Origin of the sequence: Bradyrhizobium betae (assembly GCF_050632175.1) — a bacterium.
GTDB classification, from domain to species: Bacteria; Pseudomonadota; Alphaproteobacteria; order Rhizobiales; family Xanthobacteraceae; genus Bradyrhizobium; species Bradyrhizobium betae_B.
In genome coordinates, this window is sequence record NZ_CP192576.1 from 6,293,026 (window position 1) to 6,310,012 (window position 16,987).

At 62.0% G+C, this 16,987-nt stretch carries 25 protein-coding genes, 1 tRNA gene and 1 pseudogene; 15 read left to right on the top strand and 12 right to left on the bottom strand.

Going from position 1 to position 16,987, the window contains the following annotated elements:
- Positions 1–111 precede the first annotated feature (111 nt).
- Positions 112–1,119: an acyl-CoA desaturase gene (locus ACQ86E_RS30240; RefSeq protein ID WP_431203075.1), complete on the bottom strand. Its 1,008-nt coding sequence runs from the start codon at positions 1,117–1,119 to the stop codon at positions 112–114.
- 122 nt (positions 1,120–1,241) lie between these two features.
- Positions 1,242–1,868 (bottom strand): PilZ domain-containing protein, encoded by a 627-nt coding sequence (locus tag ACQ86E_RS30245; protein ID WP_431203076.1) that lies wholly within the window; start codon positions 1,866–1,868, stop codon positions 1,242–1,244.
- 205 nt (positions 1,869–2,073) lie between these two features.
- On the opposite strand from ACQ86E_RS30245, the gene ACQ86E_RS30250 reads away from it, so the two are divergent.
- Positions 2,074–2,652, top strand: a complete 579-nt coding sequence (locus tag ACQ86E_RS30250) for a hypothetical protein (RefSeq protein WP_431203077.1) — start codon at positions 2,074–2,076, stop codon at positions 2,650–2,652.
- Between the two features lie 133 nt (positions 2,653–2,785).
- Here the strand turns inward: ACQ86E_RS30250 and ACQ86E_RS30255 are convergent.
- Positions 2,786–2,860 (bottom strand) — tRNA-Glu (locus ACQ86E_RS30255).
- 224 nt (positions 2,861–3,084) lie between these two features.
- Here ACQ86E_RS30255 and ACQ86E_RS30260 point away from each other — a divergent pair.
- From ACQ86E_RS30260 to ACQ86E_RS30270, 3 genes and pseudogenes are all read left to right on the top strand, one after another.
- Positions 3,085–3,339 (top strand): PilZ domain-containing protein, encoded by a 255-nt coding sequence (locus ACQ86E_RS30260; protein ID WP_431203078.1) that lies wholly within the window; start codon positions 3,085–3,087, stop codon positions 3,337–3,339.
- Positions 3,340–3,393: 54 nt separating this feature from the next.
- Positions 3,394–3,643 (top strand): annotated as a pseudogene (locus ACQ86E_RS30265) (hypothetical protein).
- Between the two features lie 4 nt (positions 3,644–3,647).
- Positions 3,648–3,815, top strand: coding sequence for a hypothetical protein (locus ACQ86E_RS30270; protein ID WP_431203079.1), 168 nt, complete (start codon positions 3,648–3,650; stop codon positions 3,813–3,815).
- Between the two features lie 120 nt (positions 3,816–3,935).
- Here the strand turns inward: ACQ86E_RS30270 and ACQ86E_RS30275 are convergent, their stop codons facing one another.
- From ACQ86E_RS30275 to ACQ86E_RS30285, 3 genes are all read right to left on the bottom strand, one after another.
- A complete protein-coding gene (locus ACQ86E_RS30275; protein ID WP_431203080.1) occupies positions 3,936–4,574 on the bottom strand; it encodes a glutathione S-transferase family protein in 639 nt (212 codons plus the stop codon).
- 396 nt (positions 4,575–4,970) lie between these two features.
- Positions 4,971–5,423 carry a VOC family protein gene (locus tag ACQ86E_RS30280; RefSeq protein ID WP_431203081.1) on the bottom strand — a complete coding sequence of 151 codons (453 nt, stop codon included), beginning with the start codon at positions 5,421–5,423 and terminating at the stop codon, positions 4,971–4,973.
- Between the two features lie 132 nt (positions 5,424–5,555).
- Complete coding sequence (locus tag ACQ86E_RS30285; RefSeq protein ID WP_431203082.1) at positions 5,556–6,215, bottom strand: oxidoreductase; 660 nt, start codon at positions 6,213–6,215, stop codon at positions 5,556–5,558.
- Positions 6,216–6,335: 120 nt separating this feature from the next.
- Between ACQ86E_RS30285 and ACQ86E_RS30290 the strand changes: the two genes are divergently transcribed.
- Positions 6,336–6,716: a hypothetical protein gene (locus tag ACQ86E_RS30290; protein WP_431203083.1), complete on the top strand. Its 381-nt coding sequence runs from the start codon at positions 6,336–6,338 to the stop codon at positions 6,714–6,716.
- Between the two features lie 71 nt (positions 6,717–6,787).
- Here ACQ86E_RS30290 and ACQ86E_RS30295 read toward each other — a convergent pair whose 3' ends face one another.
- A complete protein-coding gene (locus ACQ86E_RS30295; RefSeq protein ID WP_431203084.1) occupies positions 6,788–7,489 on the bottom strand; it encodes a hypothetical protein in 702 nt (233 codons plus the stop codon).
- Positions 7,490–7,893: 404 nt separating this feature from the next.
- Here ACQ86E_RS30295 and ACQ86E_RS30300 point away from each other — a divergent pair, with 404 nt between their 5' ends.
- The 7 genes from ACQ86E_RS30300 (at position 7,894) to ACQ86E_RS30330 (ending at position 13,091) form a co-directional block, all read left to right on the top strand.
- Positions 7,894–8,607, top strand: a complete 714-nt coding sequence (locus ACQ86E_RS30300; RefSeq protein ID WP_431203085.1) for a hypothetical protein — start codon at positions 7,894–7,896, stop codon at positions 8,605–8,607.
- A 232-nt stretch (positions 8,608–8,839) separates the two neighbouring features.
- The gene (locus ACQ86E_RS30305; RefSeq protein ID WP_431203086.1) at positions 8,840–9,235 is read left to right on the top strand and encodes a hypothetical protein; all 396 of its coding nucleotides are present in this window, start codon (positions 8,840–8,842) and stop codon (positions 9,233–9,235) included.
- Between the two features lie 1,226 nt (positions 9,236–10,461).
- Positions 10,462–10,671: a hypothetical protein gene (locus ACQ86E_RS30310; RefSeq protein WP_431203087.1), complete on the top strand. Its 210-nt coding sequence runs from the start codon at positions 10,462–10,464 to the stop codon at positions 10,669–10,671.
- Positions 10,672–10,827: 156 nt separating this feature from the next.
- On the top strand, positions 10,828–11,103 hold the full coding sequence (locus tag ACQ86E_RS30315) for a hypothetical protein (RefSeq protein ID WP_431203088.1): 276 nt from the start codon (positions 10,828–10,830) through the stop codon (positions 11,101–11,103).
- Between the two features lie 252 nt (positions 11,104–11,355).
- Positions 11,356–12,558, top strand: a complete 1,203-nt coding sequence (locus ACQ86E_RS30320; protein ID WP_431203089.1) for a multidrug effflux MFS transporter — start codon at positions 11,356–11,358, stop codon at positions 12,556–12,558.
- Between the two features lie 54 nt (positions 12,559–12,612).
- Positions 12,613–12,813: a hypothetical protein gene (locus ACQ86E_RS30325; RefSeq protein ID WP_431203090.1), complete on the top strand. Its 201-nt coding sequence runs from the start codon at positions 12,613–12,615 to the stop codon at positions 12,811–12,813.
- The gene (locus tag ACQ86E_RS30330; protein WP_431203091.1) at positions 12,813–13,091 is read left to right on the top strand and encodes a hypothetical protein; all 279 of its coding nucleotides are present in this window, start codon (positions 12,813–12,815) and stop codon (positions 13,089–13,091) included. Before ACQ86E_RS30325 ends, ACQ86E_RS30330 begins: the two co-directional genes overlap by 1 nt.
- A 385-nt stretch (positions 13,092–13,476) precedes the next feature.
- Here the strand turns inward: ACQ86E_RS30330 and ACQ86E_RS30335 are convergent, their stop codons facing one another.
- Positions 13,477–13,638 (bottom strand): hypothetical protein, encoded by a 162-nt coding sequence (locus ACQ86E_RS30335; RefSeq protein ID WP_431203092.1) that lies wholly within the window; start codon positions 13,636–13,638, stop codon positions 13,477–13,479.
- A 46-nt stretch (positions 13,639–13,684) separates the two neighbouring features.
- Between ACQ86E_RS30335 and ACQ86E_RS30340 the strand changes: the two genes are divergently transcribed.
- Positions 13,685–13,963, top strand: coding sequence for a hypothetical protein (locus ACQ86E_RS30340; RefSeq protein ID WP_431206654.1), 279 nt, complete (start codon positions 13,685–13,687; stop codon positions 13,961–13,963).
- A gap of 46 nt (positions 13,964–14,009) precedes the next feature.
- Here the strand turns inward: ACQ86E_RS30340 and ACQ86E_RS30345 are convergent, their stop codons facing one another.
- The 3 genes from ACQ86E_RS30345 to ACQ86E_RS30355 all read right to left on the bottom strand — a co-directional run bounded on the left by ACQ86E_RS30345 (position 14,010) and on the right by ACQ86E_RS30355 (position 15,163).
- The gene (locus tag ACQ86E_RS30345) at positions 14,010–14,504 is read right to left on the bottom strand and encodes a hypothetical protein (protein ID WP_431206603.1); all 495 of its coding nucleotides are present in this window, start codon (positions 14,502–14,504) and stop codon (positions 14,010–14,012) included.
- A 114-nt stretch (positions 14,505–14,618) separates the two neighbouring features.
- Positions 14,619–14,795, bottom strand: a complete 177-nt coding sequence (locus ACQ86E_RS30350; protein WP_431203093.1) for a hypothetical protein — start codon at positions 14,793–14,795, stop codon at positions 14,619–14,621.
- A 65-nt stretch (positions 14,796–14,860) separates the two neighbouring features.
- Positions 14,861–15,163, bottom strand: a complete 303-nt coding sequence (locus ACQ86E_RS30355; protein ID WP_431203094.1) for a hypothetical protein — start codon at positions 15,161–15,163, stop codon at positions 14,861–14,863.
- 272 nt (positions 15,164–15,435) lie between these two features.
- On the opposite strand from ACQ86E_RS30355, the gene ACQ86E_RS30360 reads away from it, so the two are divergent.
- Complete coding sequence (locus ACQ86E_RS30360; protein ID WP_431203095.1) at positions 15,436–15,630, top strand: hypothetical protein; 195 nt, start codon at positions 15,436–15,438, stop codon at positions 15,628–15,630.
- Between the two features lie 295 nt (positions 15,631–15,925).
- Here ACQ86E_RS30360 and ACQ86E_RS30365 read toward each other — a convergent pair whose 3' ends face one another.
- Complete coding sequence (locus ACQ86E_RS30365; RefSeq protein ID WP_015686278.1) at positions 15,926–16,111, bottom strand: hypothetical protein; 186 nt, start codon at positions 16,109–16,111, stop codon at positions 15,926–15,928.
- A 315-nt stretch (positions 16,112–16,426) separates the two neighbouring features.
- Between ACQ86E_RS30365 and ACQ86E_RS30370 the strand changes: the two genes are divergently transcribed.
- Positions 16,427–16,723 carry an HU family DNA-binding protein gene (locus tag ACQ86E_RS30370; protein ID WP_007591377.1) on the top strand — a complete coding sequence of 99 codons (297 nt, stop codon included), beginning with the start codon at positions 16,427–16,429 and terminating at the stop codon, positions 16,721–16,723.
- Positions 16,724–16,987: the final 264 nt, after the last annotated feature.

Sequence of the window (16,987 nt, forward strand, 5' to 3'; positions counted from 1 at the left end):
AATGAGGTCCGGCTCTAGGCACAGACCACCAAAAGCTGATCCCGCAATGGGGCCGCGATAGGGCAGCGACGCGGAGGCAAGACGGCCGGACGACGGCCGCCGCCTGTCGCCTTAGCGCGCCGTGGTGGCCCCCTGCGCTTCCGCTTCCGACGCCAACTCCAGTTGGCGGTGCGAGGCGTGGAAGACGTCGTGGACGAGACCGATCTTCTCCATGCCCAGAATGATCAGGCCGTTGAGATCGATCTCCCACCAGGCGTGCGAGATATAGGCGTCCCGCGGGAAGCGGTGATGGTTGTTGTGAAGGCCCTCGCCGAAGGTGAGGATCGTGGTCACGAACTCGTTGGTCGAGGCGTCATCGACCTCGAAGCGGCGGTAGCCGTAGGCGTGGCAGACCGAGCCGGTGAGCTGGCTGGTGAGGATCAAGAGATAAGCACGCAGCAGGCCGGAGAACAGCACGCAGCCGATCATGCCGTGCACGCCGCCGAAGATGTAACCCACCACGCCTGGAATGAAGACAGCCGACATCCCGTACCAGACCCAGCGCGTGCGCACGAAGAACATCGCGATCGGATCGGCGAGGATGTCCTTGGCGTAGTATTCGTTGTCGGTGGTGGCCTGGTCGAACACCCAGCTGCCCTGGGCGTGCAAAAAGCCCTTGAGCGCGCTGACATAGCGATTGCCGAAGCCGTCGAATTGCGGGCTGTGGGGGTCGCCGACGTCATCGGCATAGAGGTGGTGGCGGCGGTGGTTGGCGACCCATTTCGCGATCGAGCCCTGGATCGCCATCTGGGCGATGGCGCAGAAGAACACGCGCATGATCGGGCCGGTGCGGAAGCTGCGATGGACGAACAGGCGGTGCATGCCGGCACCGATGCCGAACGTGGTCAGCGCGAACATCCAGGCGAACGTGAACAGCTCCACCTTGCCGACGCCTTGCGTGACCGCCCAGACGATGCCCGCGACCGCGCCGACATAGAGAATGCCGAGCAACAGATAGCTCTCGCGCAGCTTGGCATCGACGAGCGGTCCCTCGGTGACGACGCCGGGCGGAAGCTGCGGCTTGGTGGCGGTGTTGGTGCTTTGGGCGATCTCGGCCGGGGCGAACTCAGCGATGGACATTCCGGGACTTCCAGTACTCGGGGCCCGCAATGATTGCGGACGTGCTGGTGCACACCTTATCGCGCAGGGGCCGCCACCTCCAGTATTTAGTTAAAGAAGAGTTAAAATCCGGCCGCGCCGGCTCAGGCCGACTGCGCCAGGGGTGCGCGCACGATCAGGCGGACGACGTCGTCCCGCGGCTGCTTTTCGGCGAATTTGACCGCAAAGCCGCTGTCGAATTTGCGGATGACGCGCCCGACGCAGGCGCCGACCGCGAGCGGGGTTCCGACCGGCGGATCGTACTCGCAGGAGATCGCGACCCCGGCGGTGGAGACGTCGATGATGAAGCAGGGATGGATGCTGCCGTCGGCGAGCGTCAGGACGGTGTGCGAGACCTGCGGAACGAAGCGTGCATCGCGCCGCAGCTCCTTGACGCTGTCGTCCTTCTGTTTTTTCTCGAGCCAGGTCAGCTTTTCCGACATCCAGGCCCGCCTTGCCCGGGTCATGTCGAGTTCCATCAGGAAGCCCGCCTTCAGCGTCGCGCTGATGGTGCACTGGAATTCGCCGAAGTCCTGGAAATAGGAGGTCACGCGCTCGCCGATCTTGCCGACGACGGGCACGTCCACGATCATGCGGAACGGCGAGACGCGCTTGGTGCGGCAGGCGAAGGTGCGCAGCTTGCCCTCGCAATCGTACCAGCGCGGCAGCGAGTAGCTGCCGCTCACGGTGACGTCCACTGCACGCTGCCTGAGGAATTCTGCGACGGACATTGGACGCCAATCGTGTTTCGGATGATTTCCGTAGAAACACGGTAGCCGCGCAACGTCTAAGCAAACGATACGCCGATCAAATAGCAGGGGTAAACTTTTGGTAAATGAGTGGGTCGGTAGTATTCCGGAGTTCGCGGCATTGCGCGCCGGTTACAGAGATCCGACCAGGACCAGCAAGCCGAGCAGGCCAATGGCAAGGAGGAGCTTGATCGCGGCGGAGGTCAGGCTGTCCGCCCTGATCTGCACTCCGAACCACGGCAGTGCCGTCCGCATTGCGAGCGCCGCACACGCTTCGGCGACGGCGAACACGACGGCGATGCCGGCAATGGCGGACCATGATGTGTCCGGCGGAATCCAGGACGCGAGCCAAGTCGGGACCGAGGGTCTCAACGAGGCCAGCAGCGCGAACCAGGCGAACAGGGAGACGAAGCCCTTGATGACGTCCGGTCCGATCGCATCGGAGCTCGAGCCGGATACCTATCGTCCCCAGCGCAGCTTCGATGCGCGCGCCGTCAGTGAAGAAGAGGAAGGCGCCGATGTAGAGCGGAACGCGGGACTGGACGAGCAGGGCGATGATGCCGAACAGCACCGTGTAGCCGAAGGCATCGCCGAGAACGTTTTTCCCGCGCATGCGGGATGGTCCTGTCGCCGTCGCGGCCTGTCGCTGCGGAGCCGATCTGGCGCGCGCAATGTGCTCGAGCATTCTGGCGCGGCGTTCCGGGGCATATTGAGCAGCGCGACGTATCCACGGCGGCGGCGGCGGCGCCGGCGAGGCGGGGCCTGACTGGCCTTCCGGGGTGGATTGTTGCTGCGCCATGGGCCTCTGCCGTGTCCGATCTGACCTTTGTCGGAGGCGAGGGGCCGGGAGGTTCATGCTGGGCGGAAGGTTTCGCCGCGCCATCCGATGGCCCGGATGCTGGCGCTCCCTAGCGGAATCGAACCGCTCTCTCCACCGTGAAAGGGTGGCGTCCTAACCGATAGACGAAGGGAGCAAACGCAAGGCCCTGCCGCTTTTCGCGGCACGACCGCCGGCCGCCCGAGTCGTGCCCGGGGGCTGCAGCGGGCGAACGTATAGTGGCCTTTGGCCCGGTCGGCAAGCCGTTCGGGGCCGGTCTTTTGTGCCCCGGTGGATAGCTGTGCCGGGATCATTCGGGAGGCGATTTCAACGGTTTCTTAGGTTCCCCGGAGTAGCGCTGGAGCGGGAGATTTCAAGCCGATGCCACCGCCCAAGAAGCGCGCAGCCCGCAAATTGCTGTCGCAGCACGCCTGGATCACGCTCGACGGCGGGTTCGCGGCGCGGCATTGCCTGGTCCAGGACATCTCGGCCTCGGGCGCGAAGATCACGATGGACGACGACGCCAGCCAGCTCCCGGGCATCATCCGGATGGCGTTCGCGCGCGATGCGCGGACCGGGCGGAGCTGCCAGGTGATCTGGCGCCGCGGCAAATCGGCCGGCATCAAGTTCATCTGATCGCGGCATCCGGACCCGATGGCGCGGGGTGCCGGTCCGGGCTAGAACGGCGGCATGCGCGCGCCGCTCCTCATCCTCATCTCGTTGCTGGCCACGTCCGCAGCGGCTGCCGAGGACCTTGCGGCTGCCGGCCACCGAGCCGGCGCAGGCCGGCAAGACGCTGCCGCTAAAGAAGGGCACAGGCGGCACGGCGAAGGCGGGCGCCTGCGCCTCCTACGGGCCGCGCTTCGTCATGGTCGAGGGCACCGGCACCTGCGTCAAGATCGGCGGCTCGATCGGCGTCGAGACCACGGTCAGGCGGTAGGCGCATGCCGACGGATCTGTTGCGGCTCGATCTCGTCGTCCCCGTGCTGATGTCCTGCGCGATGCTGTGGTGGGTCAGCCGGGGCTTGAGCTGGACCGCCCGGCTTGCCACCGCCGCCGTCACGCTGGTGCTGATCATCTGCGTGCTGCTGGTCGAGCGCGGCTGGGGCTGAAACAAAAGCGCGAAAACAACCCCATGCACAGTAGCCGTCAAGTGCTGACGCGCCGTGATCCGCGTGCGCCGGCACGCCGATTCATCGCGCTCCTACCGCAGCTTGTGCCGCGCCAGCTCGTCACGACATCGGCGGGGCGACGAACTGCGCAAATCCGGCACGCTTGCCGAGCTCGGCGAGCCAGCGTGTCAGGTGCGGCTGCGCCGGCCGGGTGATCCCCTCGACGCCGAGCCAGCGCCGCGCATAGGAGCCGATGGCGATGTCGGCGAGCGTGAACTGCTCGCCCTCGATGAAGCGGCGCGCGGCGAGCAGGCGGTCGGCGATCGCCCAGACCTCGGCGGCCGCATCGGCATCCTTCTGTACCTGGACCATGTCGCGCTCGGCGGGGGCCGTGCGCACGATGCCCCAGAACACCGGGCGGTCGACCGGCTGCACCGCCGACAGCGTCCAGTCGAGCCAGCGGTCGACGCTGGCGCGCAGCTTCGGCGCCTCCGGATAGAGCGGCGTGCCGCGCCCGTGCGCGAGGCAGAGATAGCGCATGATCGAATTGGACTCCCACAGCACGAAATCGCCCTCGACCAGCGTCGGGATCCGCGCATTGGGATTCATCGCGAGATAGTCGGCCTCGCGGGTCTTGCCGTATTGCATGCCGGCGTCGATGCGCTCGAAGGGAAGGCTGAGCTCGGCCAGGCACCACAGCACCTTCTGCACGTTGACCGAATTGGCGCGGCCCCAGATCGTGAGTTTGGCGTCCGGCATAAAGTCCTCCCGCGTGTTTTGGCTGTAGCCCGGATGGAGCGCAACGCAATCCGGGGCGCTTCGGCAGCCGCGGTCCCGGATTACGCTTGCGCTCCATCAGGGCTACGCCGCGTCGCGCGCGGGTGATAGCCGAATTCCATTGCGGCGGCGAGCCGCGATTGCGGCGCGCCCTCATGCAAAAAGCTCCGCCGAAAGGCGGAGCTTTCATTGCAGCGGGGCCCTTCAATGAAAGGCCTGGGCGTTGATCAGCGGCCGAAGAATAGCCACAGCAGCAGGATCACCGGAATCGGCACGCCCAGCATCCACAACAACAGTCCACGTCCCATGTCGTCCTCCTCAAATTGCATTGTCGAGGAGTGAACGCACGCGGCGGGGGCTGGTTCCTGCGAAAAGGCCTTACCAGTGCCCGGTATTGGGCATCGACGCCCACGGCTCGGCCGGCGGCTTCGGCTCACCCTCCTGCAGCAGCTCGATCGAGTGCAAATCGGGCGAGCGGACGAAGGCCATGTTGCCGTCGCGCGGCGGGCGGTTGATGGTGACGCCGGCCTTCATCAGCCTGTCGCAGGTGGCGTAGATGTCGTCGACCTCATAGGCGAGATGGCCGAAGAAGCGGTCCTCGCCATAGGTCTCCTCGTCCCAATTGTAGGTGAGCTCGACCAGCGGCGCGCCGCGCGTCTGCGGCTGCTTCTTCAGCGCCTCGAGATCGTCCGACGAGCACAGGAAGACGAGCGTGAACCTCCCCTTGTCGTTCTCGATCCGCCGCACCTCCTTCAGCCCGAACGCATCGACATAGAATTTCAGCGCGGCATCGAGATTGCGCACGCGCAGCATGGTGTGGAGATAACGCATGGGGGGCTCCCTTGAACGGTGGGGTTTTGCTTTGGGCCGGGACGGCGGAGACAGGAGATAGCAGGAAAGTGGGAGGTGGGGCAGGGGGCGGGGGCACATCTGCGTGAAGGCTGTCCGTCCGGCCCAAGTGTGTCACCTCCGAAGCAGTGCTGCCATCTCTTTCCAATGATAGATCCGGACCTTCTCCGTTTGATGCTGCGCGGCCTTGGCGATGGCGTGCGCGATCTCTTTGCCGGTGAGCCCGCGATACTGGCTGACCGGGCCAACCAGCAGCGGATTGAGCACGCCCCATATCGCGATGATGAGGCGTTCACGCGGGCGGTCCTCGTCGCGCTCGCCGAGGATCATCGAGGGGCGGAAAATATGCGTGTGCTCGAAATCGAGCGCGAGGATGTCCCGCTCTACCTCACCCTTGGTCCTGATATAGAATACGCCGGAGCCGGCGTTGGCGCCGACCGCCGTGACCAGAAACACCGACCGCGCGCCGTTCGCCCTGGCGATCTCGGCCGCCCGAAGCGGATAATCATGATCGACCTTGTAGTACTCAGCCTCATCGGGCGTGAGCTTGCGCGTCGTTCCCAGCGCGATGAAAACCTCGTCCGCGACCAGTTGCGGCTTTAGCGCGGGCAGGGAGGCGAGATCGCCAATCAGCACTGTGAGCTTCGGATGGTTCAGCGCGAGTGGCTTGCGAACCACCGCAAGGACCCGCGAATAGTCGGGGCTGTCCAACAGGTCGCGCAGCAAATGCGAGCCGATGAAGCCTGTGGCGCCGAAGAGAAGTGCGGATTTCATTCAGTGTACCGTTTGGGGTTGGTTGCTTGGTTGGTGCCGAAGGGCAGATTATCTGAGCGAATATCGCATCCAAGGCGGTTGACCTGCTGCTTTCAATCGAAAATTGGAGCTGACGCGAAAGTGGGGCCCAAGCTGGCTGCGAGAGCGGCGGGCAGATTTAATTCACTGTCGCAGGCGGCGCTGCGCTACGTCTCGCTCAACCCCGTAAGGGCGCGACTGGTTCAGCGGGCGGTGGACTGGCGGTGGTCGAGCGCGCGCGCCCATGTGCGCGGGCGGGACGACGGCCTCACCGTGCTGGCGCCGGTTCGTGATCGCTTCCCCGATTTTGCCGATTTGCTGGCAACCGAACCGCACGAGGATCTGTTCGACGCGCTGCGTTCGGCAGAGAGCATCGGCCGCCCGCTCGGCGACGGGCGCTTTCTGGCCCGCATCGAGCGCCAGACCGGGCGCATCCTCAAGCCAGCCAAGCGTGGGCCGAAACCGCAGAGCGAAGAGGATTGAGAAGATCGTAATTAAGTGCACTGTCCTCCTTCACAACTGTCGACTCCTTAGCAACAGTCCTTCTCCGGTGGTTATTGCTGTGGCGCAAAGTTGCCTCGTAGTTTGCCTCCGCCACCACCAGCTTTATCGCCGCTGGTCGTAGGCCCTAAATCATCATCAGGGACGACGGGCGCATTCGATGGTTTGACTTCCACTGGCTGAGCGCATTGATCGCGTGTCGGAACATCAGGCGGGACGGGTGCTGCAGTTTGCTTCACTTCCAAGGACCATGTTGACTCGATTGAAATGTTCAGCGCTCGGCTAAGGCAATAAGTTCTTATTCTAACGTCCTGCCGTGTTGCATTCATTGCCGCATAGTTTCGAAGGGTTCGCTCCAGTTTCACCATGCTTTCGGCGACATCTCTATCCTCGACCATTGTCAGCTCACTCCAATAAAGTGCGTAAAATTTCACCTTAGCCGCCGTCCATTCCGCTGTGCCCGGCCTCACAGTGGCAAGCACTCCCCCGACGCGGGCCGCTTCGAGATAGGTGGCCAGTTGCTTCTCAAAGAACGGTTTGCGTGCATCAAGATAGCGCGACCTGGCCGAGGTCTTCTGCTGTTCGGCCTGTACCTTCTCCGCAGCGGCCTGATCAGCATAATGCGACGACAAAACATAGAGCCCTCCAACTATAGCAGTGAGCGCTGGGAGGACGCCCTGAAGCAACGTCAGGCCGCCCTGGACCAGCGGGGATAGAACTTCTTTCTTCGATTCACGAACTGGTAATTTGCTCATAGTGCCCCCTCACACACCGGCGGGCCAACTTGGCCGTCGTCGGCGCAAAGTTTAGCCCAAGGCGTTGATCAGCGGGAGGTTGTATGACAGGAATCGTAGCGAGTTTTAAGGCTCCGACCCTCGACGAGATGATCCGGGTTTACCCGGAAATCACCGCATCACGGTGACAGTGCACTCAATTGGACCCAACCCGTCACGCGTGGCGAGGCGTTGCAGGAGCAAGCAGGTCAGTAGACAATTAGTGCACTGTTACCGAATCCCACAGGGCAGTTTACGGGTAATAGTGACGCGCTGTGGGGAAGCTCGGTTGATGTCAAGCGTTGGTGGGATGTGTGATGGCAATACTTGAACGAGTCGCACTCAATCGGTGGTAGTAGGGAAAAGACTTACGTTGGGGCCGACCGATGCTAGACTATCTGCTTGGGCTTGCGAAATCGATCGATTGGAAGGCTGCTGGCGGGATAGTTTTCGGTGCAGCCATTAGTGCCACCGTCGCTTATATCCTTCAGCGCAATTCATTTGCTGAGGCGCGTCGTCAAAAGGCGGTTGATAAGAGAGAAGAGCGCCTCACGCTCGGTTTGAACGTTTTCACAAAGATGATGCGGATTGCATCGACGCTTGAGATACTGAAAAGGTCGCTGCGAGAAGCCTTCGACCGCGCTGAAAAGGCTGGTCTCGAAATGCGGCCCTGGGCGGTCGTCATGCCGCTCGCCAATTTGCCCGCCAAAGTCCATTTCGAACCGAAAGAACTAACCGAGATCATGAAGCTTGACTTCAATCTCTTCAACGACCTCGGCCCATTCGATGACATTCACAATTCACTGCTGGATATTTTCCAGACCTACAAAGCCGACCGGATTGCCATGACCACCACAATGCCGGCGGACATGACAGGGATACTTGGAAAAGCAACCTTCACGCCCGACGAGATGAGGCGTCTTGGCCCAAAGATGGCCGCACTGGATACGATCATCGACGGGTTGTTGCAAAGGACAGCAGCCGACAGCGATGAGGCTTGGTCGATTCTTAAGAGACTGCAGGCGTCCTTGAATAAGGAATACGGCTTGAAACTGAGTTTAGAAATGAAGCCTGATACACGGCCGAGGACATCGGCTTAGGCCGCATCAAAACTTACGACGCAATCTCTTATTTCGCAATTACAGTGACAGTGCTGTCACCGTAATTGGAATGGCATCTACGACGAACGGGAGGCTCTGATAGGGACGGTAGGATGACGGGCACGCTTCTGGGCGCTTAACTTATGAACCTACAGGTTCTTTTCTGCGACAGATGTCGCGAGGTTTTTGGTGCCCCGCCTCGAACCCGATAGTGGCCGCTGGAGAGATTAAAATGAATTCGATCGGATCGTTCGTCGGCAGGGGACTGCTTGTAGCTGGTTTGCTGACATCAGCGGGATCGGCGCTGGCGGCCGTAAGCGATGACGGTTTCGCAGCGTTCTGGACGGAGTTCAAAGCTGCAGTCAGCAAGAGCGACCAGAAGGCCGTATCGGACATGATCAAATATCCGGTCCTTTACCAGGATCTGCGCCAAGCGGCGGAGTTTCCCGTGATCTGGAAGGGAGCTTTCAGACCGTCTCACCGGGCGTGTCTTGCCAAGCAGAAGCCGATCAAGGACACATCCCCCAAGGGTGTGGTCAGCTACTCTGCCTTTTGCGACTCGATCATCTACTCTTTCGCGAAGGATGAAACCGGCTGGAAATTGACGGACTTTGGCGTCAACGATTGATCGGATCGGACCGACCTTACAAGAACAGATTGCCCACTGATGTCCTGCCGTGCGCAAGATACGGCGTCCCGGTCACGCGAGCACATCGCGCGGGAAGTCCGATACACTTACGGTGACCGTGCTGGACTGCACCGTCGCCGTCATTCTGGTCAATAACGCCCATATCTGGAAGGTGTGCGCCGGCGGGAGTTTTACTGAGCCTGAATCGAACACGTCACGTTGCTTGCCTTTACAGAGCGCGCAGTGGCGCGTTCGCCGGTTTTCAGGCTCGGATATTGGTAGTCGGTGGCGCCGGAGTTCAGGGCATAACCGATGTTGGCCGTGCAGCGGTCACCGTCCACATTGACCTGAATGGCGCGCTTGTAGGTGAACTACTCCTGCACGCTGACGAGTTGGTGCGGACCGGCCACGTGCCAGCTCCGCGGCGCGTCAGCGCCGAGCCGGAGAGTGGACTTGGAGCCTCCCCGCGCCGAGCCGCTGGCGCGGTCTTCGAGATGCTCGGAGCCCGCCGTCGGACCGAAGATGAAGCACCACATTGACGCTCGTGCTCGTGACGTTCGCAGAGGGCAGGATTCGGTCGTGAACTTCCACATAAGAGAGCCGGAGGACACCATCGGCGCAGGCGGGCGTCAGCGAGCAAGCGAACGCAGCAGCGGCAAGCGACAGGCAAAGTCCGACGATCGGCCGATCACCCATGTCACCAATCCAAGGTTAGGCCGGCAGCGCTGCCGGATTCAATCAATGAGTTTCTTGTCTATGAGTGAGAACTTCCCAAGCCTCGTCGCGAGTGCAGGAATCGCCGGACAATGCGTTAAGGCAAGCGGTATTCCGGATAATGTGCAGTCACGGTGACAGGGCGAGCAGGATTGAGCGGAAGGTAGTTAAGTGCACTGTCACTGTAACTGCCTACTTAGCCCGTCACGCGTGGCGAGGTTTTGCAGGCGCAACTAGGTCAGTAGACAATTAGTGCACAGTCCCAACACATGACTTCGCTCGCTTGATCCAGGGTCTGGCCCAGGGGAACGAGATCTCCGGAGTCCGATAACCGCCCTTAGCGGAATCCAGGCAGGTGGCCGCCCGGGTGGGCTATTGATCGTCGTCACGTCGCGCCGGAGCCAGTTCGGGGCCCGCCAACACGCGGGCAAGCGCGGCGCCGGGCTCAAGCAGACAGGCATGGGAACAAAAGCAGGGGTCAGGTACTTGCTCCTCATTGAAAGCAGGCAATCATGTTCCTTCTCACTGAGAAGATCGCGCCTCCACCCCGCCAGCAGATATTCGACGACCGCGACCGCGAGGACGCCGCTATTGCAAAGCTGGCGGAGGAGCAGCGGTGGATCGAGCACCTCATTGAGGCTTTGCTGGGAAAGTTGAAACGGTTCTTAAATTTCTGCTCGAATGCGCGATCCACGCGCTGCAGCGATGCTCGCAAGATTTGACCTGTTCCGTACATATGCCCGCTTGTGTCAAGAGAGATCGTGGGCGGCTTTTGATGCCCGCGAGATGATGGAGTGGGGCGAAGCGGCAGCGCGGTGGCAGAGAATGGCGTACATCGCCGAAGAGGAAGACCGGACGACAAGCGTGCGCGCGCTGCCTTGAAGGGAGTGGCCGGGAGCGCGCGCGCCCATTTGCGCGGGCGGGACGACGGCCTCACCGCGCTGGCGCCGGTTCGCGATCGCTTCCCCGATTTTGCCGATGTGCTGGCAACCGAGCCGGACGAGGATCTGTTCGACGCGCTGCGTTCGGCAGAGAGCATCGGCCGCCAGCTCGGTGACGGCCGCTTTCTGGCCCGCATCGAGCGCCAGACCGGCCGCATCCTCAAACCAGCCAAGCGTGGGCCGAAGCCGAAGATCGAGCTGGGCGGAAGGTAGTCAAATGTACTGGCACCGTAATTCCCGCAATTGAACGCTCGAGATCAAGGGCTGAACAGTCGCACGAAGCTCGACTGACGTAGCGATTGAATCGCGCGAGCTTGTCCGAGCGTCAGAACGCCCTAGGGACTGCAGCGCTCCCGGGTGCCGTTGTCTACGTCGGAGGACAGCTAGCCGCGGACGAAACGCGGGTTGCATCAGCCGCCACGCGGATGATATGATGATGGTCATTTCATCAACACGAAGCGGCCCATGACTGACAATGTTGCAAATCGGCCGCTGGTGCGGAGCATGCCGCTCGGACTTCAGGTCGCCGTTCTTGCGGCGCTGTCTGCGAGCGGCACGCTGGCGACCAATATCCTGCTGCCTTCGCTTCCGGAAATCGCGACGGCAATGAACGTCTCCAGCGCGAAGGTGACGTCGGCGATCACCGTCTTCCTGGCGATGTTCGCCGCCGGACAGCTCGTCGTCGGTCCCGTGTCGGATCGCTTCGGCCGGCGCGCGCCGGTGATCGCGGGATCTGCGATATTCTTCGCGGGCAGCATCTGGTGCGCGTTGGCGAATGATCTGCCTGCGCTGCTCGCCGGCCGTGTCGTGCAGGCCGCCGGTGCCTGCGCCACATCGGTTCTCTCGCGGGCCATTGCACGAGATCTCTTCAACGGCGAAAAGCTCGCCCGCGTGCTCACATTCGTGATGATCGCGATGGCGGCAGCCCCCGGCTTTTCGCCGCTGGTCGGTGGCGCGCTCGATCATGTCTTCGGCTGGCGATCGGCGTTTGCCTTTGTGGCCATTTTCGCCGTCATCGCCGCGATCGCCTATTGTTTCGTGTTTGGTGAAACGCACCATGCGACGCGCGCCCCGCTCGATCTGGGCGCGATCACCAGCGGCTACCGCTCGCTTTCCACGGACAGGCGTTTCGTCGTTCCCGCCGCGACGGTCAGCCTCATCCTCGGCGCGTTGTTTGCAATGTTCTCGGCACTCCCGCGCGTTCTGATCGAGGGGCTCGGCTTCACGCCCTTGCAACTCGGGCTGTTCTTCGCAGGCACGGTCATGATCGTGTTCAGCGCCGGCATCATCGCAACGAGACTTGTTCCGCGTCTCGGCCTTGATCGCTCGATCTACCTCGGCCTCGTGCTGGCCTGTGCCGGCGGCGCTCTGGTGTTGTTGTGTGCGCTGCTCAACGGAGGCTTCCTGCCGTTTCTTGCCGGCTCATGCGTTTTTCTGCTGGGAATGGGCATGGTCAATCCACTCGGCAGCGCGCAAGCCCTTTCGCCGTTCGGGGATCGCGCCGGGGCCGCATCGGCGCTGCTGGGCTTCTGGCAGATGCTGGCGGCGGCGCTCGGCGTGTCGCTCGCGGCCGTGATCGCAAAGGACGCGATGATCGGACTTGGCCTCGTGCTGGTTCTCGCCTCGATCGTCGCCGCGGCGGCGTATCAAATCCGGCGCAGGGGCTGACAGGGTCTCACTAAGCCCAATTGAACCCTGCCGGAGGCAGCGCGACTAAACGCCATGGCCGCCATCTTCGCAGAACTGCTGTTTTACGTCATCAGAAGCCTCGTTGGTGAGGGTCTGAGACAGGCGGCATTCGTCATATGCGCGTGGCTCGATAAGCAGATCCACAGCCGCACGGCGAAACTCGTCGTGGGCGGCCTTCTCGGGCTCGCCGCCTTTATCCTCATTCCTGTTTTCGCCGGGCTGTTGGGTCTGTGATGCTCTCGGTGAAGGCAAACCTCATCATTGCATTGGCGATCGGGGCGATCATCTCGGCGGCGCTGCTCGTCCTGGAGCCGTTCACCGACTACGCATTTCTGTCGTGGGAGTGGGCCGGTATCTCGGCGGCGTATTTGTTCTGGGGGGCGACCGGGGGCTCCACATTCGCCGGCATTGCCATTTGCTGGGTCGTGAATGCGCTCACCTATGGTCTCGGTGCTTTCGCCATTCTCATCGTTCTCGGCGCTCTCAGGCGGCAGGTCAGGTCGACGACCTGAAGCTTGCGGATTCGCTTGGCGCGCATCAGCCGATCCGGCCGACGGCGTCTGGTAAATCAGGATCCCCCGGGTGGCGGGACAGTGCTTCCGGTCTCATTGTCAGGCTGGCAGGGCTGAATGGTGTACCCGTCTTCCAGGACTGTCCTCCCATCGACAACGTCAACCAGGCCGGCTTCATCGGCGTGAGTCCAGACGTCTTCCGCGGTGGGGAATTCCTTGCTGAGCTTCTGGTCGTCTTCAAAAAGTGCGTAGGGCATGTCGGCTCCTCTCCAAAAGAACGCCTTGTGCGAAGGCGGGCTCATGTGCATACGCGCGGCCCATCCGTCAAGTGTGATTGCTTGTGAAAGCTGGCTGGGAGGCGCGTCCCTCAGGTGAGGCGGCTATTTTAGAGAGTCGTTTTTAGAAGAGTCGTTTCGGAAATCGGCTTGGTCTTCTTCAGGGGATCGAGCCCGTCACAGACAATGCATTGCAGCTCGGTCTTGCCGTAAAGGCCGGGCACCGGGATCGTTCTTTTGCCGCACCGCAGGCAACGCGTGACTTTGTCCATGAAGGCTCCTTTCGCGCGCTAACGAATTTCGGGAACAATTGTTCCCTTGGAACGGCCGCTGTTGTCGCAACTTGAACCCGAACGCTTTCCTCCCGCCGTCAAACTGCGCGTGCGGCTCCTGCGGTCTGTGGGGCCGCGCGCTTTTCAGGAGAACGATATGCCGACAGAGCCGATCAATGGCCGCGAGCCCGAACTTTCCGAAGACGATATCCAGCGCGAACAGCTGGGCCCGCGTGGCGTGCCGGGAAAAGAAAGCCCCGCCAAGATGACGCCGCAGCGGGACAAGAAGACACCTGGGAATGTCGATCCCGGCCACACGGCCTGACCGGGCTTGCCGCGCTGTCTGCGACAAGGTGAGGGGGCTTACCGCGCTATCGCTTTGAACCCTGTTTGCTGAATTTAGCCTCCTCGGCCTCGTCCACGAGCCTCAAGGCAGCCCCGTCGTAGCTCAGCTTCAGTCCGCGGCCGACGATCCATATCCATCCCTCGCGGGCGTCCCGGGTCGGCTGGGCGTTGAACTGGTCGGAGATCGATTTGACGGCGGTCTCTTGCGGGCCCGGATTGTTCAGCTCCGCGGTGACGCGGCGGATCGGGTGCCTGTCGTCGATGTCGTCGCTGTCGACCGTGACCCTGGCGCCGTCGACAGCGCATTCGAGGGTATGGGAGTCGCGCAGCTGGCGGCAGCGGTAGCGGCGTTGCGTGACGAGCTTCGTCGTCTCCTCGAACGTCATCCCGGGCGAAAATCCGAGGATGTCGGACTTCTTCACGAGGGCCAGCGACGCAGGCTTCAGGAAGCCCGGCTGGATCGCCACGAGGGCGGCGATTGCAACAACGATCAAGCCGGCAATAACAATGGCAATCTTCATCAACCCCTCGCGCAAGACATCCGGTCATATAACAGTTCGAGGCCGGACACCCCACAACAAGAAAAACCGCCCCTGACATGGTCAGGGACGGTTTTCGAAATGTCGGTCTGGTGTCTAGTGACCGGTGCCGGGCTTCGTCGTCTTCGGAGCCTTGCCGTCTTCGACGCGGCCCTCGTTGCGGAGGTCACGGCCCTCCTGAGCCTTCTTCTGGCTATCGGGGGACTTGCCGTGCTCGTACAGCTCTTCCTTGACGAAACCGGCGGCTTCCTTCGCTTTGCCTTCGACGCTCATTGTCATCTCCTCATCTGGAGACAGGTCAATGCGCGTGAGAGCCGAGCGTTCCTCGCCGTCGGTCGCTAGGCTGCGATCCGCTGCTCGACCGGAGCCGTCAGGATCTTGAGCGCTTGCGCGTGTTGCAGGTCGGGAACCGCGATGGCCGTGTGGCTGTAGGTCGCATGTGTCCGCGATTTCGCGATCCCGTCCAGGATCTCGCTGCCCTTGATGACGTGGAGGCCCATGCCTTCCTCGGAGGGGAAGATCGCCAGCACGACATCGTAAGCCGTGATGACGGACCTCAGCGCTCCAGCCTTGTCCTCGGCGACATCGACAAACACACGAACGTCTGCCGCGAGTTCGCGCAGCTCATGAAAATCCAGCACTGTGAGGTACTCCAACGCAACGATACTGACGGGAAGCTTGGAGGCGTTGGGTTACTGAAGTCTGAACAAGCTGAGCGGAGCCACAGGTTTAACGATCGGGCGGGATCACCGGGTCCTGCTGTCGAACAGGGCTATCGCGGCCGCCGAGCAGGGCCACAGAGCTGCGTGAGTTTGCAGCAGCCGCGCCAAGGGAGCCGACCAGGATGCCGCGCCGGGTGATGCTCTACTAAGCCGTCCACGGGAACTCTGGTTCCGCCCCGACGTTGGTGTGCATGAAAACGATTGAAAAGATCATGCAGGCGTACGGGATGATGGTGAACCTGACGTCCGAGCAGAACGATGCCGCCCGCGAGCGCCTTGCGGCGTTTCTCGCCGGCAAGTCCGAAGACAATTCCAACCTGACGATCGAGGGTTTGAAGTTTCTCCGTGGCGATCGGGCGGCAAGGCTACGGCGTGCGAAATCCTGACTGCAGGATCTGTCGCGGTCTCGGCTGGGTTTGCGAGAACCATCCCGACAAGGAATGGTCGCGTGAGTTCGGTTGTCAGTGCGGGGCAGGGATGCGGTGCGCGTGTCAGGGAATCGAGATTGCAGTCGTCGAGCCCGGCACTGCCGACGTGATCGAGCAATCTCCCACGCCGAAGACTTGAGCGGCCATTTCAAAAGCCCGGATCGCTCCGGGCTTTTGAAATGGCCGCTAGTGCTTCACTTGAAGAGGCTATCGCCCGTGACTTTGCAGATGATTCTGCAAGTCGCTTTGCGGACTACTTGGCGTAACCCTGCGAGCGCAGCCACGCGATCTTGCGATCCCCGTTCATCCAGTCGTCGGCATCAGCCTTGCTGGTGAATCCCGTGATTTCACGCTGCTCGCTGCCGGGATAGTCCGCCAGGATTTTCCAGTCGCCATCGGCGATCCGGACCGCTCTAAACGTCACTTTTGTTTTTGCCATGCCCCACTATGCAGCAAATGCTTGCGAAAGAGAACCCGCTTTGGCGATGCGGGCATCATCCAGTCTGGCGGCGAACCGGCAGAACCCCTCCACTCATTGCCGAATCGATGCGCGGGATGCCCCGGCAGACGCTGCTACCGTCGGGGACACAGGCCGAACTCCCGTCAAACTGCGGCTTGCGTTTTCGGCCTTGATGGGTTCTAAGCCCCGTGACTTCCCGCCCGTTGGCACGACCACAAAGCGCGCTGCGCGCCTTTGTCGCGTGCCCGGCCGTCATTCACAGCGCGCGCGCACCCCATCCAGAGGACTTCAGACATGGCCAAGATGACCAAGACTCAATTGATCGATGCAATTGCCGAGGGCACGCAGTTGTCGAAGAACGACGTGAAGTCGGTCATCGAGTACATGGCGACGGTCGGATACAAGGAGCTCAACGAGTCCGGCGAGTTCGTCATTCCCGGTTTCGTGAAGATGTCGGTCGTGAACAAGCCGGCGACCGAAGCCCGCATGGGCGTCAATCCCTTCACCAAGGAGCCGATGCAGTTCGCGGCCAAGCCGGCGAGCAAGTCTGTCAAGGCCTCGCCGCTCAAGGTTGCCAAGGACTCCGTCTGATAAAAGACTCCGTCTGATCCGGATCGATCGCGCGCCGTCTGCATGCCAAGGGCACGCAGACGCGCGGGCGGTGCCCGCAAAAGCGAAAACCCCGCCTGGGGGAAGCGGGGCTTTCTGATGGGGTGAAGCCTGGGGAAAGCTTCAGATATAAGACGCACCAGCGCGACAAAGGTTCATCCGTCCGCTGCCAAAAAGAGAAAACCCCGCGCGGGGGCTGCGGGGTTCTTCAAAGCTGAAGGTCGCGTCGCACAACCGTCAGCACCA